Annotated in this window: 13 protein-coding genes; 7 read left to right on the top strand and 6 right to left on the bottom strand. The window is 65.5% G+C overall.

Annotated features, from left to right (window positions below):
• Positions 1–64: 64 nt before the first annotated feature.
• From ACFQDI_RS20500 to ACFQDI_RS20485, 4 genes are all read right to left on the bottom strand, one after another.
• Complete coding sequence (locus ACFQDI_RS20500) at positions 65–856, bottom strand: hypothetical protein (RefSeq protein ID WP_377170371.1); 792 nt, start codon at positions 854–856, stop codon at positions 65–67.
• A gap of 36 nt (positions 857–892) precedes the next feature.
• On the bottom strand, positions 893–1,135 hold the full coding sequence (locus ACFQDI_RS20495) for a hypothetical protein (RefSeq protein ID WP_377170368.1): 243 nt from the start codon (positions 1,133–1,135) through the stop codon (positions 893–895).
• A gap of 221 nt (positions 1,136–1,356) precedes the next feature.
• The gene (locus ACFQDI_RS20490; protein WP_377170366.1) at positions 1,357–1,602 is read right to left on the bottom strand and encodes a hypothetical protein; all 246 of its coding nucleotides are present in this window, start codon (positions 1,600–1,602) and stop codon (positions 1,357–1,359) included.
• An 8-nt stretch (positions 1,603–1,610) separates the two neighbouring features.
• Complete coding sequence (locus ACFQDI_RS20485) at positions 1,611–6,407, bottom strand: hypothetical protein (protein WP_377170364.1); 4,797 nt, start codon at positions 6,405–6,407, stop codon at positions 1,611–1,613.
• A gap of 298 nt (positions 6,408–6,705) precedes the next feature.
• Between ACFQDI_RS20485 and ACFQDI_RS20480 the strand changes: the two genes are divergently transcribed.
• On the top strand, positions 6,706–6,972 hold the full coding sequence (locus tag ACFQDI_RS20480) for a hypothetical protein (RefSeq protein WP_377170362.1): 267 nt from the start codon (positions 6,706–6,708) through the stop codon (positions 6,970–6,972).
• 109 nt (positions 6,973–7,081) lie between these two features.
• Here ACFQDI_RS20480 and ACFQDI_RS20475 read toward each other — a convergent pair whose 3' ends face one another.
• Positions 7,082–7,636 carry a hypothetical protein gene (locus tag ACFQDI_RS20475; RefSeq protein ID WP_377170359.1) on the bottom strand — a complete coding sequence of 185 codons (555 nt, stop codon included), beginning with the start codon at positions 7,634–7,636 and terminating at the stop codon, positions 7,082–7,084.
• Between the two features lie 187 nt (positions 7,637–7,823).
• Complete coding sequence (locus ACFQDI_RS20470) at positions 7,824–8,183, bottom strand: nuclear transport factor 2 family protein (RefSeq protein WP_377170357.1); 360 nt, start codon at positions 8,181–8,183, stop codon at positions 7,824–7,826.
• 240 nt (positions 8,184–8,423) lie between these two features.
• Between ACFQDI_RS20470 and ACFQDI_RS20465 the strand changes: the two genes are divergently transcribed.
• From ACFQDI_RS20465 to ACFQDI_RS20440, 6 genes are all read left to right on the top strand, one after another.
• Complete coding sequence (locus ACFQDI_RS20465; RefSeq protein WP_377170355.1) at positions 8,424–8,981, top strand: heme NO-binding domain-containing protein; 558 nt, start codon at positions 8,424–8,426, stop codon at positions 8,979–8,981.
• Positions 8,978–14,083, top strand: coding sequence for a PAS domain-containing protein (locus ACFQDI_RS20460; protein ID WP_377170353.1), 5,106 nt, complete (start codon positions 8,978–8,980; stop codon positions 14,081–14,083). The genes ACFQDI_RS20465 and ACFQDI_RS20460 overlap by 4 nt, the downstream gene beginning before the upstream one ends.
• Before the next feature lie 1,236 nt (positions 14,084–15,319).
• Positions 15,320–15,772, top strand: a complete 453-nt coding sequence (locus ACFQDI_RS20455; protein WP_377170351.1) for a hypothetical protein — start codon at positions 15,320–15,322, stop codon at positions 15,770–15,772.
• Between the two features lie 147 nt (positions 15,773–15,919).
• Positions 15,920–16,618 carry a LuxR C-terminal-related transcriptional regulator gene (locus tag ACFQDI_RS20450; RefSeq protein WP_377170349.1) on the top strand — a complete coding sequence of 233 codons (699 nt, stop codon included), beginning with the start codon at positions 15,920–15,922 and terminating at the stop codon, positions 16,616–16,618.
• Between the two features lie 513 nt (positions 16,619–17,131).
• Positions 17,132–17,809 (top strand): hypothetical protein, encoded by a 678-nt coding sequence (locus ACFQDI_RS20445; protein WP_377170347.1) that lies wholly within the window; start codon positions 17,132–17,134, stop codon positions 17,807–17,809.
• Between the two features lie 17 nt (positions 17,810–17,826).
• Positions 17,827–18,507 (top strand): response regulator, encoded by a 681-nt coding sequence (locus ACFQDI_RS20440; protein WP_377170345.1) that lies wholly within the window; start codon positions 17,827–17,829, stop codon positions 18,505–18,507.
• The last annotated feature ends 272 nt before the right edge of the window (positions 18,508–18,779 follow it).

The raw sequence follows: 18,779 nt of genomic DNA, 5'->3' as shown, positions 1-18,779 counted from the left end.
AATCGATTTGGATTGTTTCAAAGCTGCCGGCATCTACGGGCTTTTATAAGCTTTATCCTTGAAGTCAATTTGTGGGCTCCTGATAGTTAGTCACGGTAACAAAGGTTTCGTCTGGGCTGCCGCAAAACACCAGTTCTGTTCCTGGTTCAATGGTGACATCTGGGCGGTCTGAGAAAAGCCACAGGATGCCCTGCCGATTGGACTTCCTCTTGTCTACTTGCAACCATCCCATCCAGTCCGGGCGACAAACCCAAAAGCCCTCCACGGGAATGGTCATGTCATTGAGCATGCGCCAGTTGTGCTTGGGAGTGAAGGAAATCTCCTGCTTGCGTATCAATCGCAATGCAGGGTAGTTCGTTATCAAGAAGGGGGGCTCTGGATACTGGGGGGGAGGATTTCCCCAAGGGCTCCAAAAGAAGCCCCGGCTGTTTGTATGCCCCTGCACGATCGAGAGTTCTTTTTCTTCTCGACGCTCTTTGTCTGAGATCAAAAAAACATCCCCGGTGTAGGAACGCTCTTCCCCACCAAAGCCGAAGGTGCCTGCGGGAGATGTTCCCCACAGACGAAGGCCATCATCGGGTGATCCCTCGATTCGTTGAACCCAATAAAGCAGTGGATTTTCAATATCCTTCACGAAGTCCATATCTATATAGTTGTTTGATTTGTGAACGGGGTCAGTGTGCAATTGTGACAAAAGGTCGTTGGAGGTCTGTGAAAAACGAGTCAGGGCAGTAGCACGGGCAATCCTGCCCGTAAGCAGCGCTCTCTTCACGGGCAGGATTGCCCGTGCTACTTTTCGCGTCGGTGCCCTGAGCTTAAATGCCACGACGAATGCGCTTAACTGAGTGCCATTCATGCCTGGCATTTAGTCGGCATCTGCAGATGCGGACTGTTACTCTACAACGACAGCACGAACCAAGCTGCAGTGTGCATATTCCCAAGGCAGGTTGCGCAGAAAGGTTTCCCCGTCCTTGGGATAGAGCATTTTTCCCTCGTAGGGTATCCCGTGCATTTCCATAAAATCCTGCTCGAAGGCCCTGTCGCAGACGGCATGGCCGTTTTTGTCCAAGGTCCAGGTTTCGTGCAGACTACGTCTATCCTGACCAATGTCATAGCTGTATATTTCGACTTTCATGGTGGTGGATTATTGGGACTTATCGCCCCAGTGCACAGCGCGAGAAGGTTGTTTATCTGGAGGCAGGTGCGCGTTGATCTCATCCAGGGTGAAGTTGCCATACTTCATGGCTTCAGGTTTCAGGTGATCCTTTAGAGATTGCCTGAGTGAATCCTCATTGCCGAGAATTCGGTGCAGTCGTGCTTGATTCAGCGGGGAAAGGGGGCGCCACTTCGAGTGGGCTATTCTATGATGATAGCTCGAGTAAAGCTGCTATTGGCATATTCGTATGGATAGTTGCGCAGAAATGCCTCTCCATCTTTGGGGAAATATTTTCGACCTCCTTTGCCAATGATGCCATCTTGTTCGACTTCCGCCTGCTTGGATGAATCGTCACAGGTGGCATGACCATTGCTGCCCAACCTCCAGGTCTCGAGCAGTTCACCGTTTTTGTGATCTTCGTAGAAGGTGCGTATTTCAACTTTCATGGCTTCGTTTATTGGGAGGAATCATAATAAGGCACAGATTCAATGTGTTGCTTTGCTGGTGAAAGATGGGCATTAATTTCATCTATTTTGAAATTGCCGTAGGTGCCGCGTGCCAGCAAGGCTTTGGCCCGGGCAAATAGGCCGTCGAGTGCATCCTCGTCAAGATGACTGGATAGAGATTTCCTGAGTGATTCTTCGTTGTCGAGCATGCGGTGCAGGCGTTCTTGGTTGAGTGGAGAGATGGGTTTTCCTTCGCGTGGGCCAGGGAAACGTTTTTCGACGACGCCTGTATTGGCGGGCAGGGAGTAGCCATTGTCAATAAGAGCGGCTTCTGTAATCTTGTCTCCATCGAGGAGTAGCATGTAATTTTTTTGGTAGCGGTCGCTGTGCATCAGCAGGTCATCAGTGAGCTGCCAGTCTTCAGCGACGGAGTCCGGCAAGTTGACAGGTGTCTTGGTTTTTGGGTCGACCTTAACATTGTAAGGTGGCTTGGCGGCCTTGTCTCCGGTTATCAAGCCCCTTTTAAAATACTGTGCGGAGCCGGGCTGACCACTGTGGGTGATCATGGTGGTAGGGGGGACAAGATCAATCCCCAATGCTTGGGCGACCTTCGAAGCGGCGACTTCTCGCTGGCCGGTGGTTTCTGGCTCGATGCCCGCACGGTGTTTTTCTTTCACCTGCCCATCCTTGGGTTTGTGCACGACCTCCACACCATCAGGTGATTTCAGGTGGTCGGTCTGGTTAACGTGTGTGCCGCCGATGTTCTCCACCATGTCAAAAGTGGTAGTCTCGATGCGTTTGCGTGCGGCATCTACGCCGGTTTCAGGATGCAGTAGCGGGGCTTCACGGGCCTTCAGGTCTTCCTGGACTTCTGCATTGCGTGGCTCTGCGCGCTTGCGGTCATATTTTTCGCGGTGCTCCTGATGCCGTTTCCTGTCCAATGACTGCAGCGGTGGAGGAGCTACATTCTTTGTTGCGTCCGTAGAGCTTGATTCGCTGCTCTTCGAGGGAGTTGATTCTGAGGGAACCGGCGGTGATTCTGGAGGAGCTGCTCCGCCGCCATGGCCGTCATTGCCTGGCAGTGGCGATGGAGAAGCCTCGCCGCTGTTGCTAGGGACGGGGACGGGTTCACCTGCGCCGCCTCCGGCTGGAGCCTCGCCCGGCACCGGTCTTTGCAGGATGGCGCGCTCGGTCTCCAGAGCCTTGGCTTTGACGGGATCTAGCTCGCGTGGCTGGGGCAGGCTGCTGATGACCGCCTGTTCTGTTTCCAGGTTCTTGACCCGGGTGTGGGCGAGGACTTTTTCGTTGTGATCGAGCTCGCGCTGCTCCTCAAGGCTGAGCGGTCCTTCTTTAGCCTTGTCTTTGAGGCGCTGGATGTTGTCGAGCACCTGGCCGACTTCTTTGAGATCGGCTGCTGGCGGTGGAAGAGTCTGCGGTGGTTGACTGCTGCTGACCGTGGTTTGCGATTGTTTTTCGGGGCCGGAGCCTGGGGTGGGTGGTGTGGTAGTCTCTGGTATTGGGTGCTGTGATGAAGGCGGGGCTGTCTGGGCGGGTGCAGCCCCTTGCTGCTGGGGCTGGGCGGTGTCCATGGGGGGGAGGGGCATGCTGCCATTCTCAAGGGCGGCGCGTTCTTCGAAGGTCTGGCCGTCGGAGGGCGGGGGCGGGCTGTCGGGCTGGCCTTTGCCGGGGCGGTGGTCTTTGATCACCTGGCCGGCCCTGCCCACGGTGTAGTGCAGGGGCTTCATGCCGAAGGAGGTGGCGTAGTCGGCGATGACGGCGTTCTTGTGGTCCTCGAAGTCGGAGTCGGGGTTTTCGATGGTGTTTTGCGCCACGGTGCCGCCGATGTCTGCGGCGATGCGTGCGCCTTTGCGGACATACCTGGCCACGCGGCCGCCTTTGCTGCCGATGCCGATGCCGGGGATGAAGTGGCCCGCGACGGCACCGGGCGCGCCCTGCATGTATTCGCCGAAGTCGGCGCCGGTGGCATGGCTGAGGCCGCGGACGAGGGGGTCGTTTTTGAGGCTGTTTTGCTGGTCCTCCTCGGTCTGGGCGCGCTGCGGCGTCTTCTTCAGATTGTGCTCCAGCTCCTTCCACCGCTCCTTGTTGCCGGTGCGGATGTACTCCTGGAGCAGGGCGCGATTTTCCGCGCTGGCAAGGGTTTGCTCCTGCAGGTGTGCGAGGTGCCTTTTGCCCTCGGGGGTGTTTGGGTCGGCGGGGCCCTGCACGGCGTCAAACCACTGCTGGCGCTGGGGATTGAGCCTGGCGGAAACCTCATCTATCCACCTCTCCTGCGCCTCGGGATCCCCCACGGGGAAGTTGCCATTGCGGATGTCCTGATGGATGGCCTCGAGGGCGGCATCGATCTTCTTTTCTGCGGCGGGCTGGGCGAGGCGCTGGGCGGTGTCCCTGGCCTTTTGCGCCTCGAAGCGGCTTTGCTCCTTGAGATTTCTGCCGGGCATGCGCGGGCTGCCGTCGGGGTTGAAGAAGGAAAGGTCCGCGCCTGCGGCGACGTGGGTGCCGACTTCGCTTTTGGCGGCTTCTTTGACGAGATCGGCACCCTGCCCGGCGAAGTCGCCCAAACCCTTCTGTGCGGCCACGCGGTCGCGCAGGGCCTGGGCGGTCTGGCGAAACTTCTGGTAGTCTGTGGTAGTGAGGCCGCCGGGCTGCTGGACGAGCTGGTCGTGGTAGTCGCTCAGGAGGGTGTCCACGGCGGCCTCGCGCTCGGCGTGGGGCATTTTGAGGATGTCGGGGTGCTGGTCCAGCGTCTCGTAGTCGTGGGCGGTCCAGGTGCCGCTGGGGATGTGGGCTGCGCCGCCGCCTTGGAGGGGGATGCGCTCGATGCCCGGGGGCCCGTCCTCAGTGCGGCTGCCGGGGGAGGCTGCGCCGGGCTTTCCCCATTCGGGATTGCCGTCTTTGATCTGCCCGAGCGCGCTGCGCCTGAGCTCATCGATGCGGTCCGGATTGGCCAGCAGGCTGCCCTCTGCGCGCTGGCGGGCTTGTTTGAAGTATTGATTGATGGCATAGGCCCGCTGCTCGGGGGTGCCATCGTGGAGCCAGTGGCCCAGTTCCTTGTTGTTTGGGTCGGTTCCCCAGTCCTGCATGGCGCCGTCGGTGCCGGTGCGGGTGGTGTTTGGCTCGACGACGCCGTTGAAGACGCCATTGAGCGCGAGTCCCTGCTGGAGAGAGAGTGTGCCTGACTCCCAGCGCTTTTTCAGGCCTGCGGGGGAGAGGCCCAGCCTTTCCAGCGCGGCGGCGCGCTCCTCCGGGGTGCGGGCGGACTCGTGCGCCTTTTTTCCTGCCTCGATGAGGGAGCTGAGCTCCGCCTCTGTGGTGCGGCGGCCGTTGCCAAAATAAACGGGCAAGCCGTCGGCATTGGCCTTTGCTCCCGGGCGTGCGGGCGGCACGGCGAGGTTTTGCAGCATCTGCCGGGTGCCCTCGCTGAGGCTGCCATTTTCTGCATGCACGGTCAGGGATTTCTGCGTGGGATCGTAAACGGCCACGGGGGCGGTGCCGCCGAAGCGGGGCCAGTGCAGGGCCTGCGTGCCGTCTGGCTGCGGGGTGAGGGTGGCTTTCGGATCTGACACGCCCATGGTTTTCAGGGCGAGATCGCGTGCGGCGGCTTGCTCCTGCAGCGTGGCCTTGGCACCGCTGCCGGGGGTGCCGCCGGTGGTGGCATCCAGGATGGACATGGGGGTGCCCGGCGCGGCCTGGGCCAGCTTTTCCTGAAGCTGACGCACCGCTGGCGGTGTCATTTCTTCTTTGACGGCGGCGGCCAGGGGGTGCCCCTGCGCCTCCAGCCGGGCGAGGAGCGCGCGGTCTGCACTGGCGGGGATGAAGGGGGGCGGGGGGCCTCCCGCACCGGAGGCACTGTGCCGCCCGTGCTGCTGCAGGGACTGCTGCCAGCGATGGCCCTCCACGAGTTTTTTGGCCAGCTGCTGGCGCTGCTCTTTGAAGCCCTGGACGCCTGCGGCCAGAGGCGCATGCGCGGCCTCGGCGGCGGCCAGCTCCGCCGTGGCGGCGGCGTGCTGCTGCAGCCAGTCGGAGCCCTTCTGCATCTCGCGGGTGTCAGAGGGATCGACGGGCAGCACCTGCCCGGCTCCGCCGGCTGCGGACTGGAGGCGCACCAGCCTGCCGTCGCGGTTTTCATAGCGGACGGGCGCGTCCGAGAGGGCTGCGTGCGTCTGGCGTGCGGTCTCCAGGCGCTGCTGGGCAGACTGCAGCCGGGCCTCCTCCTGAGCCTGCTGGCGCACCTGCTCGGCACCCTGGCCGAGGAGCTGCTCCTGACGCTGCCTGCCACGCAGCTCATGCTGCCTGAGGTTTTCCGTGATGACTGAGGGCTCTGGCTTTGGCGTGGCGGGCTGAGGGGGCGCGGGAGGCCTGCCCCAGGCGCCCGCCTGCGCAGGCGGGGCTGCGGAGGGCACCGGCGTGGCAGGCTGGGCGGCGCGTGCTGGCTGAGGCTGAGGCTGAGGCTGAGGCTGAGGCTGAGGCTGAGGCTGAGGCTGAGGCTGAGGCGCGGCGGGTCTCGCCGGAGCTGCGTAGGGGACGGGGCTGGCCGGTGCGGCTGCTGCGGCCTTGGGGCGCTCCCAGGGCGCGAGCATGGGCGTCAGCCAGCGCGAGGTGGCTGCACCGGGCTGCGGCCGGTAGGGGATGCCCACCGGCTGCGGCTGCGCGGACTGCGGCTGCGGCTGCGGCTGCGGCGCGGACTGCGGAGGGCCTGCGGGGCGCTGCTTTTTAAACGGCTGCTGCTGCTCGTCTTCTTCGGCGGCGGGATGGAGGAGGTCTGAAAGCTGGAAGGAATAGGACATGGCGGATGCGTGGCCGCAGGGCGGCGGTGGCACCTTCCGTGTTCTTCACAGCGTCGGGTCGCGCGGGCATGAATAAGTCCCGCAGGACTGAAACCTTGGGTCGCGTCGCTGAAATGCAACCAGAAAAGCATGAATAGGTAGGAAATAATGCGATGTGGTATCACGTGAACGGCGGGCTGGGGGCGGCGGATGAATTCAGGCAGAATGTCAAAGGCTGGCGGAAGCCGGCTGGGGGCTTTGCGGTGGTTGACGGTGAGCGACGGCTGCTGGCGGTGGCTGTGATGAGCCCGTGCTGGAGGTGGCCGTGGTTTGCGATGGCGAACCGGGGGTGCGTGCTGGCGCGCTGCTGGTTTCTGCGCGTGGCGACACTTCCACGGATGCGGTGCCTGCGGGCGGCGCGTCGCCCTGGGTGGTGGTGGTGTCTGCGGGTGGGAGTGGGCCGCTGGAACTCGCCGTGAAGGACGTGGTTTTGCCCGGGGTGCCGACGCTGTCCGTGTTTCCCGCAGCGCGGGGCCGGGCCAGCGTGGCCTGGGCGTCCTCCAGCGCTTTCGCGGTGGTGGGGTGAAGTTTCCCTCCGCGCTTCTCAATGCCGGCCTGCTGATTGAGGATGTTGTACTCCGTCCTTCTGGCGAAGGTCCGCTCCGCCCCATCCAGCTCCTTTTGCTGCTCCGGGCTCAGAGGGCCCTTCTGCGCCTTGAGCTTGTCGATGGTCTGTTTGGCCGTGCCGGCTTCCTCAAACGTGGGAACGGGGAGGGCGGCGGGTGTTTGCGGTGCTGGCTGTTGTTCGTGGTGGTTGTCTGTTGTTGGCCGGAGCCGGAGGGAAGGGGCTGGGATGGCTGGCGGTCGTTGGCGGTGGTGGACGGTTGCTGAGCCGAGCCGGTGGTGTTTGGCGTGGTAGCATCTGGTATGGGATGCTGTGAGGCAGGGGTGGCCACGGCGGCGGCGCTGTGCTGCTGCGGGGCTGGGGGAGTGGCGGCGGTCTGCCCCGGAGGACGGCGTACGGTGGAGCCGCCAGCGGCGGGGATGGCCTCTCCGCCTCCGCCGACCAAGGAGGTGACGATGGCGTTTTCAGGGATCTGCTTGACGTAGTCTCCCACCGCCTCCTGCACGCTGTGGCCGGTGCCGACGGCTTTGGCGATGGCTGAGATGAGCCCGTCGGCGGTTTCTTCGATGTTCTCCTTGAGCGCGCCTTTGGTGAAGTCTCCGCCAAGGTGCCCGAGCTGCTGCATGCGGGAGGTGAAGACCTGGGTGATGGCGGCAGAGGCTTCCGGCAGGCGGCGCGGGCTTCAGTCCGCAGCACTCCGCAGACACGCAGAGTGCTTCCACGCGCGTGGGCGCCCGTGCCCGCCTCCTCCCGCGTCTCCGCAATCCTCTGGTATTTCATGCCAGCCATCCCGCCGGCCGGCCGCCGCCATTTCACGCGTAATGCGCCGCAGCGCGGCACACCAGCCCCTGGTCATCAAACCAGAAACACTCCGCCGCCGGGAGGTTTTGCACCGACTGGTACAGCACGCACAGCGAGTGCGCCCCCGCCAGCACCCCGCGCAGCTCAAAGCGCAGGTCCGGGTAGCGCGCCAGCGCCTGGCCCCAGTAGACCGCCACCGCCTCCCTGCCCACCAGCCGGTTCGGCACCGCCGTGGCCCCCGCCCCCAGCACACGCGAGATGAAGGGCGACTCAAACTCCAGGTCCTCCGAGTAGTGCGAAAGGATGCGCGGCAGATCATGCGCATTCCACGCGGCGATCCATTCTTCGGCAAAAGCATGCGGCTCAGGCATCGGTGACATCCCCCCACCGTGGCCCGCCCCCGCAAAATGACAAGCCCCCCCGCATTCCATGTTCAGCATTCAGCGTCCTCTCCATTTTCAAAAACGGGTTAACCCAAGGCAGTGGTTCCACACACGGCAGGGCAGGGTAGTTTTTGGGTTAACCCCCTCGCTGGGTTCCCTCCCTCTCATGCCCGCTTATCCCGGGCCATCCCCCACCCTCAGCTCCTTTTTTCAGCACGTATGTACGGCATGGTCAACAAAGCGGTGCAGGACCTCATCATCGCCAGTCACGGCGAAGAAGTCTGGCAGCAGATCAAACTCCGCGCGGAGGTGGACGACGAGATCTTCATCTCCACCCAGGCCTACCCGGACGAGGTCACCTACCGCCTCATGGGTGCCGCCTCAGAGGTGCTCGGCCTCCCCGCCCAGCGCGTGCTCCATGAGTTTGGCCGCTGGTGGGTGCTCAAGACCGCCCACCACGGCTACGGCCTTCTCCTCCGCGCCGGCGGGCGGAATCTGGGTGAGTTTCTCCAAAATCTGCCCAACTTCCACACCCGCATCATGATGATCTTTCCCGCCCTGCAGCCCCCGGACTTTCAGTGTACCGACGTCGCCCCCGGGCACGTCCGCCTGCACTACCGCAGCCACCGCCAGGGGCTCTCCGCCTTTGTCATGGGCCTCCTCCACGGCCTCGCGGAGATGTTTGCCGTCACCGCCCACATCACCCAGGAGCACAGCCGCGACTCCGGCGCGGACCACGACGTCTTCCGCATCACCTGGAAAGAACCCCAGCCCACCGAGTCATGAGCGCGCGGGAAAAGCCCATGCCCGGCATGCCCTGGGCAGGCGTGGAGGCCGTCTTCCCCTTCGTCTTTGCGTGGGACGAGGCCGGGCGCATCCTCAGCATCGGCCCCTCCCTCCGGCGCGTCATCCCCGGCCTCGCCCTCGGCATGCAGGTGGACGAGGCCTTCCGCCTCGAGCGCCCGCAGGGCACCCTCAGCCCCGCCGCCCCGCGCGGCATCCTCCTCCTCCTCCTCCACCCGGACACCGGCCTCCAGCTCCGCGGCCAGGTCATGCACCTGCAGGAGGCCCGGCTGGAGGTCTTTCTCGGCACCCCATGGCTCCAGAGCCCCGAAGAGCTCGACCGCCTCGGCCTCACCCTCGCAGACTTCGCCACCCACGACTCCGCGCAGGACCTCCTCCACGTCGCCCAGGTGCACCGCATCGCCAATGAAGAGCTGCTCGTCCTCAATGAGCGCCTGCGGCACAAGCAGAGCAGGCTCATCGAAAAAGAGGCCGAGTCCCGCAAGCTCGCCATGGTCGCAGAGCGCACAGACAATGCCGTCATCCTCGCAGACCGCCAGGGCCGCATCGAGTGGGTCAATGAAGCCTTCGAGCGCATGACCGGCTGGCCGCTCGCCGAGGTGCGCGGGCTCAAGCCCGGCGCCTTTCTCCAGGGCCCCCGCACCGACCTCCGCACCGCCCGCGAGATGGGCGCCCACGTCCTCGCCGGCGAGAGCTTCCGCTGCGAGATCCTCAACTACCGCAAAGACCGCACCACCTACTGGGTGGACATCGAGGTCCAGCCCATCTTTGACCCCGAAGGCCAGGTCACCCACTTCATGGCCATCGAGGCCGACGTCTCCGGCAAAAAGCGCAATGAAATGCGCCGCCAGCTCGAAGCCGCCGCCGCCGAGGTCATCACCAGCGGCGTCCGCCTCCCAGACCTCATCCAGTCCATGCTCGGGGCGCTGGGCCGCCAGATCCAGGCCACCGTCGGAAACTGGTGGGTGCCCGGCGTGCGCGGCGACGTCATGCACCTCTCCGAGTCCTGGCAGCGCAGCGGCGCCAAAGTGGAGGCCTTCATGCAGTCCTCCCGCGAGATGAGCTTTCCCTCCGGCAAGGGGCTGCCCGGCCGCGTCTGGGCGGAGCGCACCAGCCACTGGATCACCGACGTCCGCCAGGACGAAAACTTCCCCCGCCGCCACGCGGCAGCAGAGTGCGGCATCACCGGCGCCGTCGCCTTTCCCGTGCCGGTGGACGGCCACATCCGCGGCGTGGTGGAGCTCTTCAGCGTCCACCTCGACGCCCCCGACCCCGACCTCCTGGAGGCGCTCCACCGCATCGGCAGCCAGCTCGGGCTCCTGCTCAAGCGCCTGGAGGCCGAGGCCGCCCTGCGCCGCAGCGAGCGCGCCATGAATGAGGGCCAGCGCCTCGCCCACCTCGGCACCTGGGAGTGGGACCTCCGCACCAACGCCCTCTCCTGGTCAGACGAAAAATTTCGCATCCACGGCTTCGAGCCCCGCAGCTTCAGCCCCACCCTGGACCACGTGCGCCAGTGCGTGCTCCCGGAGGATCTGGAAAAGCTGCTCGGCACGCTGGACGCCGTGGCCCGCACCGGCCTCAGCCAGGAGGTCGCCTACCGCATCACCCGCCCCACCGGGGAGATCCGCCACGTCACCACCCGCGCCGCCGCAGAGCTGGATGAAAAAGGCACCCCCTGCCGCCTCGTCGGAACCATGCAGGACATGACCGAGCTCATCCGCACGGAGGACGCCTACCGCCAGGCCCAGCGCATCGCCCACCTCGGGAACTGGACCATGGACATCGCCACCGGCCACATCCGCTGGTCAGACGAAAAGTACCACATCTACGGTTACGAGCCCGGTTCCGTGGAGGTGGACATGGACCTCTGCCGCCGCGCCATCCATCCCGACGACTTCGACGCCGTCATGCACTTTGTGGACACCGTCGTCCGCACCGGCCAGCCCATGACCACCACCTACCGCATCCTCCGCCCGGACGGCGAAGAGCGCCACCTCCGCAGCAGCGCCGAGGTGGGCCGCGGCGCAGGCGGCCGCGCCCGCGAAGTCATCGGCACCGTGCTCGACATCACCGAGCTCGTCCTCGCCCAGCGCACCCTCCAGCAGACGGAGGAGCGCTGGCAGTTCGCCCTCCAAAACAACGGCCTCGGCGTCTGGGACTGGAACATCCTCACCGGCCACGTCCTCTACACAGACCTCATCCAGCGCATGCTCGGCTACGAGCTCGGAGAGTGGCCCCAGCACGTGGACAGCTGGGCCTCCCGCGTGCACCCGGACGACCTCCCCTCCGTCATGGAGGCCATGAACAAATGCCTCAGCGGCGAGACGCCCGACTACATCTGCGAGCACCGCCTCCGCTGCAAAGACAGCTCCTGGAAATGGGTGCAGGACGTCGGCCGCATCGTCGCCCGCACCAAGGACGGCAAGCCCGAGCGCATGATCGGCACGCAGATGGACATCCACATGCGCAAGCAGTCCGAGGAGGCCGCCCGCCGCCGTGCAGACATGCTCAACGGCATCCGCGCCGCGCAGGAGCACTTCATTGGCGCCGTGGATGTGGCCCCCGTCTTTGCCGAGATGCTCGACGTCGTCGTCTCCCACACCCGCAGCGGCTTCGGCTTCGTCGGCGAAGTCCTCCGCGACGACACCGGCGCCCCCTACCTCCGCTCCTACGGCCTCACCGACATCGCCTGGAATGAGGAGACGCGCAGCATCATGCGCCAGATGGGCCCCATGGGCCTGGAGTTCCGCAATCTCAAGACCCTCTTCGGCATCCCCATGGTCACGGGGGAGGTGCTCATCGCCAATGACGCCGCCCACGACCCCCGCCGCGGCGGCCTCCCACCCGGCCACCCGCCCATCCACACCTTCCTCGGCCTCCCTGTTTACAACGGCCTCGAAATGGTCGGCCTCATCGGCCTGGCCAACCGCCCCGACGGCTACGACGAAGAAGGCGTCAAAGAGCTCGACCCCTTCCTCGCCGCCGTCAGCAGCATGATCGTCGCCCGCCGCGAGGAGCAGCGCCGCCGCAAGATCGAGGAAGAGCTCCGTGCCGCCCGCGACAAGGCGGAGGCCGCCAGCCGCGCCAAGAGCGAATTCCTCGCCATGATCTCCCACGAGATCCGCACCCCCATGAACGGCATCCTCGGCATGGCCGGCCTCCTCCGCGCCGGCCAGCTCGCCCCCCCGCAGTCAGAGATGGTCGAGGCCGTCCTCCACAGCGGCGGCGCGCTCATGAAGATCATCGACGACATCCTCAACTTCGCCAAGATCGAGGCCGGGCAGATCGAGCTGCAGGTGCAGCCCGTCGCCCTCGACGACCTCGTCGAAGGCGTCGCCGACCTCCTCCAGCACGAAGCCTCCTCCAAGCGCCTCGAGCTCACCACCCACATCTCCCCCGCGCTCCCCGAAGTCATCCTCGGAGACCCCGGCCGCCTCCGCCAGGTGCTGCTCAATCTCGCCGGAAACGCCGTCAAATTCACCGACACCGGCCACGTCACCATCCGCGTGCAGCCCGGCGCGGCAGGGCAGGTGGCCTTCCTCGTGGAAGACACCGGCATCGGCCTCCCCGAAGGCGCGCAGGAGCGCCTCTTCAAGCCCTTCAGCCAGGTGGACGGCTCCCAGTCCCGCCGCTTTGGCGGCACCGGCCTCGGCCTCGCCATCAGCAAAAAGCTCGTGGACGCCATGCACGGCCGCATCGGCGTGGAGAGCCGCCCCGGCCCGGGTGCCACCTTCTGGTATGAGGTGCCACTGCAGCCCGGCCCCGCGCCCGCCGCCCCGGCCCCCGGTGCCGGCTCGCCCCGCCTCATCCGCATCGCCCACGCCTCCCCGCGCCAGAGCGCGAGCATCCGCGCCGCCCTCAGCGGCCCCGGCGTCGAGTTTCAGCCCCTCCCGCGCAGGCAGCTCCGCGCCCACCTCACCGCCCCGCGTCACCCCCATGAAGTCCTCCTCGTGGACGCCGCCTGGATGACGCCCGCCCTGCAGCGCCTCCACCGCGCCAGCCCCGCACCGCCGCACCTCATCCTCATCGGCGGTACCGCCGCAGACGGCGGCCCGCCCGCCGTCGCACTCCCCCTGCGCCGTGCCGCCCTCCGCAGCGCCGTCTGGCAGCTCTCCGCCACCCCCGCCGCCACGCCCGGCACCGCGCCCCGGCACCGCAGCCTCGGCCTGCGCGTCCTCGTGGCGGAAGACAACCGCGTCAACGCCCGCCTCGCCTGCCTCCTCCTCGAATCCTTCGGCTGCGCCCACACCGTCGCCGCCAACGGCCGCGAAGCCGTCGCCGCCTTCCGCAGGCAGCCCTTTGACGCCATCCTCATGGACTGCCAGATGCCCATCATGGACGGCCACGCCGCCACCCGCAAAATCCGCCAGGCCGAAGAGCGCCTCCGCAGCACCCCCGGCAGGCCGCCCCGCTGCAAGATCATCGCCATGACCGCCAGCGCCCTCCCCGAAGAGCGCGAGCGCTGCCTCGCCTCCGGCATGGACGACTACCTCACCAAGCCCTTCGAGCAGGACACCCTCGAAGCCCTCCTCGCCGGCATCACCCCTGAGCCGTCCGCCGCCGGGCCCGCTCCCACCGCCGAAGCCGCCGCGACATCCCCCGCCACCACGGCCACGCCAGCCACCCAAGCACCCAAAAGAGCCAAAGCCACCACGCCCAAAGCCACCACACCCAAGGCCACCAAGCCCAAAGCCACCACACCCAAGGCCACCACGCCCAAAGCCACCACGCCCAAGGCCACCACGCCCAAGGCCACCACGCCCATCGCCGCCGCCTTCCACCGCCTCGCCACACAGCTCGGTCACCAGGAGGCGCGGCAGATCGCCGCCCTCTGGCTCCAGGAAGCCCCAGGCAGACTCACCCGCCTCCAGCACGCCCTTGACCACGCAGACACCGCCGCCGCCGCCCGGGAAGCCCACGCCCTCCGCGGCTCCAGCACCCTCTTTGGCATGAGCGCCGTCTCAGAAAACTGCACCACCCTCGAGACCGCCTCCCGCCGCAGCCGCGCCCTGCCCAAAGACTGCGCCCAGAAACTCCACACCTCCGTGCAGCAGGCCATCGCAGACCTGCGTGCCGCCCTTTGAGCCCCCTCCGTCTCCACCGCCCTCCGGCGGAGAGGGATCGTCCCGATCCCTCACGCCCCCGCCACACCCACCGCTTCCCACATTCCACACCACCCCCGCGCCAAGTCTGGCTCACCCCTTCCTTTACGCCACACCGCAGACTTTGCGGAGCGTGGTGGGACCAAGATGGTCCCACTCCTCCAGAGCCTCCGCCCTCCGGCGGAGAGGGATCGTCCCGATCCCTCACGCCCCCGCCACACCCAGCGCTCCCACATTCCACACCACCCCCGCGCCAAGTCAGGCTCACCCCTTCCTTTACGCCACACCGCAGACTTTGCGGAGCGTGGTGGGACCAAGATGGTCCCACTCCTCCAGAGCCTCCGCCCTCCGGCGGAGAGGGATCGTCCCGATCCCTCAGGCCCCCGCCACACCCACCGCTCCCACATTCCACACCACCCCCGCGCCAAGTCAGGCTCACCCCATCCGTTACGCCATGCCGCAGACTTGGCGGAGCGTGGTGGGATCAAGATGATCCCACTCCTCCAGAGCCTCCGCCCTCCGGCGGAGAGGGATCGTCCCGATCCCTCACGCCCCCGCCACACCCAGCGCTTCCCACATTCCACACCACCCCCGCGCCAGGTCTGGCTCACCGCTTCCCTCACGCCACAACGTAGACTTTGCGGAGCGTGGTGGGATCAAGATGGTCCCACTCCTCCAGAGCCTCCGCCCTCCGGCGGAGAGGGATCGTCCCGATCCCTCAGGCCCCCGCCACACCCATAGCCCCCGCGTCAGGGTCTGACTCACCGCTTCCCTCACGCCACAACGTAGACTTTGCGGAGCGTGGTGGGACCAAGATGGTCCCACTCCTCCAGAGCCTCCGCCCTCCGGCGGAGAGGTATCGTCCCGATCCCTCACGCCCCCGCCACACCCATAGCCCCCGCATTCCACACCACCTCACCCCGCACGTTCATGGCGCAAACACACGCCTTGTGTGGGAAAAATGCCATGGGAAAAATGCCAGGCATTTGCCACCTCACCCATGCTCAAGAGGCTGCAAGGCAGAGCCAGCCTCCGGCGGACTCCTTCGGCCCCTCCTTGGGTGTTTTTTGGCCGGTGTGCTGCGGCGTCGGTGAGGCGGCCTCTGTCAATACCAGATCGGCGTATGTTGTGGTAACCCAAATGAGTACGCTTTCCCGTTTCTCCCTCTGCGCAAATCTCTGGTAGGTGTGGGCGATGTTGCAACAGCAAGAAACAGACATGGAAGACCTGCGCCTGCCGAAGTACCCCCGCAAAGGGTGGATCGGGGTGGACCTTGACGGCACGCTCGCGCGGACGACTTCGGGCATGCACCCGCACTGCATCGGCCCTGCGGTGCCGGCCATGCTGAAGCGCGTGCGCTACTGGATCAAGACCGGGCGGAAGGTCAAAATTTTCACCGCCCGCGCCGGAGACCCGGTCAGCGAGAGGTTCATCCACGAGTGGTGCGCGTACTACCAGCTGCCCAGGCTGGAGATCACGAACCGCAAGGATCATCAGATGATCGCGCTGTGGGACGACCGTGCCGTGGGCGTGGTGAGAAACGCGGGCGTGCCGCTGGTGCCGCTGCCGATGGGCTTCTGGCGGCTCGTGCGGCTGCGCATTTCCCAGATGCTGGGTGGCAGGGAGCTGGTGCAGCGTGAGTGCCTCCGGGCGGGTCCTGAGCATGGATGAGGGCGGCGCAGTGCCGCATGCTGCCGCGCGGGCCTTCGTTGTGGTAACCCATCAGCCTGCTTTATTTGGGCGGGGACTTCGGGCAAACAGGCGGCGCCGATGTGCCTGCCAGCCCAGGCGCGGTGCCCAATCATGACCCCGATCCCGATGACCCCAAAAAGCGTGCTCCTGGTGGACTCCCAGACGATGTTTCTGGAAATGCTCACATCGTTTCTCGGGCGTGAGCTGCCGGAGATGACATTCATCACCGCGTCGAGCCTGAATGAAGCCCGGCTGCTCATGAAGCACCATGCGTTTGACCTTTTGATCGCGGACATCTCCGGGCTGGAGAGCGCGGGGCTTTCCATGATCCTTGAGGTGCGCGAGCATGCGCCGGGGACCAGGATGCTCATCCTGGCCGCGGAGGTGAGCACCTTCTGGCTGCACCAGGCCATGAGTGAGGGCGTGCTGGGCATGGTGACGAAGTCCCGGCCCCTGAGTGAGCTGGTGGCCGCCATCCAGGACGTCCTGGCCGGCAGGAAGCATCTCTCGCCGGAGATTGCGCAGCAGTTCATGGAGTACATCAGCTTTTTGCAGACAGGAGATCCCATGAACCTTCTCAGCCGCCGGGAGCTGGAGGTTTTTTTGAAGCTCGGCGAAGGCAGGCCGATCAAGTCGATCGCGACGGAGCTCGGCCTTTCGGCCGGGACGGTGGCGGTGCACAAGCACAACATCGCGCGCAAGACCGGGATCGACTCCGTGGCGAAAATCGCGCGCTACTGCCTGGAGCACGGCATGCTGGAGCTGAGGCCTGAGCAGATCCTGCTCAGGACGCGGACGGCCCGGCCTGAGGCGGTGGCCGCCTAGACATGCAGTGGAGCAGGTGCGGATGCGGGCCATTGCGCTGCCTTGTGGTATTTTGTGGTCTTTGAGGCTGCCAATGCGGCGGGCGGTGCGGACTGCGCACGCGGCAGCGCTGGGAGCCCGAGGCGGAGCATCCTGATCCCCGCACCCAGCACACGTTTGCAGATCCCTCCGGAAGGGAGCGCGGACTTCAGTCCGCAGCACTCCGCAGACACGCCGAGTTCTTCCACAGCCACAGGCGCCTTCGTGCCCATCCTCCCCCCACATCGCGCATGCTGGCAAAGGCTTCCAGAACCCACCTGAGGCCACAGCTGGCGGCGGTAATCGCGGACCACCGCCAGCCCAACAGCCTCACGCACCGGTAAACACGGCCGCTGCGGAGATGCGCACACCTTGGCGTGCGTCTGCGCTGTCTGCCAAGGAGGGGATTGAGGTAACTCAACGGGGGCTAAAAATGGGGTTAACCCAAGGCGGCAGGCGCGCGGAGGACGGGGCCTAAAGTATATAAATACCATTATGATCTCCCCCCCCGTCACCTGCGACCACTGCGAGGCGCCTGCGCCTTATCATGCCGATGCTGGCAGCCAGCCCGGTGTGTTTTCATGGGCGGCGCTTTACGCGCTGGACACCGCCTGCTCGCTGCTGGGCTGCAGGCATGCGTGGGTGGCCAGCCATGCGGCAGGGGGCTGCCAGATCGTGCTGCGGAGAGAGCAGACCATGGAGATCTCCCCCGGGCTGCAGGAGCTCATCCTCCGGCAGGCGGCGGCGGCTTCCCATGAGAGTGTGGCCACAGTGCCGTGGGCAGGCAGTGTGCTGCTGTTTCTGGGGCTTTCCTCTGGCCTGGCGGCGGACGGCCGCAAGTATGTGCTGGGCATGCAGCTGGACCAGGGCTTTGAGATGACGGAGCGGCGCGCGGGCGTGCTGGACGGGCTGCGCTGCAGCCTGCAGACCTACCTGGCCCGGCTGAGACCTGCCGCACCGCCCCAGCCTGCCGCGCCACAGTCTCTGGAAATGGCGGGCCCGGGAGCGCACCCCGTGACGTGCAGCTGCTGCCGCCGTGTGCATACGGCGCAGCACGGCTGGATGCACTGGGACGACCTGCGCCTCATGACGACGGGGCGCGGCAGCTCCCACACAGTGTGCGAGAAGTGCGCGGACGTGCTGTATTCTGATGTATTGAATAACGGGCTGTAGTATTCTGGAAGGATAACATGAGAAACAAAGCCACACGTCGGTCAGGCAACGGTCCCATGAGGATCGCGCTGGTGGAGGACGACCCGGTTTACCGGGCCTACCTCACGGGCCTGCTGAAGAAAACGCCGGAGGTGGAGCTGGTGCAGGCCTGGGAGAGCGCGGAGGCGATGGTGGCGGACCGGCGCTTTCTGGAGGTGGACCTCATGTTTATCGACCTGGAACTGCCGGGGCTGAGCGGGGTGGAGCTGATCGCGAACCTGCACAAGCTCCCCGATCCGCCGCTGTGTGTGATGCTGACCTCCTCCAGCGCACCGGAACATGTGTTTGCGGCCATCCGCAGCGGTGCCTCGGGCTACCTGGTGAAAACGGCGGACCCCGGGGTGTTTGCGGAGCGGCTGAGGCAGATCATCCAGGATGGCGTGAGCCTCAGCCCGGTGATCGCGCAGATGCTGATGGCTGAATTTCGCCATGCGTCCGCTTCGCCGGCGCGCAAGAAGAGCTCGCTGCGCAGCCTCACGCTGCGGGAGCGCGAGGTGCTGCAGCAGATGTCCAAACACGGCAACGCCAAGGAGGTGGGCGCCATCATGGGCCTCAGCCACGAGACCGTGCGCGTGCACATGAAAAAGATCTACCAGAAGCTGCACGTCAATTCAAAGGCCGAGGCCCTGGAAGTGCTGGCACAGATGAAGCCGGAGTAGGGCTGTGAGCGGTGAGCGTGTGGAATGCGCGAGCCCAGGAGCCGGAGGGGGATCATCCTGATCCCCACACACAGCGCGTCTTAGCACAATGAACACACGGCCTTGGGCGCGGCGCAATGTGCACACGCTGGAAGCTGCGAGCACGCGAGGGATCGGGACGATCCCTCTCCGCCGGAGGCGCTGGGAGTGCGCAAGCGCTGCGCATTGCGAGCACATCGAGCGCCGGAGGGGGATCATCCTGATCCCCGCACACAGCGCGTCTTTGCACAATG

Origin of the sequence: Prosthecobacter fluviatilis (assembly GCF_042655725.1) — a bacterium.
Lineage (GTDB): Bacteria > Verrucomicrobiota > Verrucomicrobiia > Verrucomicrobiales > Verrucomicrobiaceae > Prosthecobacter > Prosthecobacter fluviatilis.
Note: the sequence above shows the minus strand (reverse complement) of the source record. Positions and strands in the feature narration are given on the sequence as shown.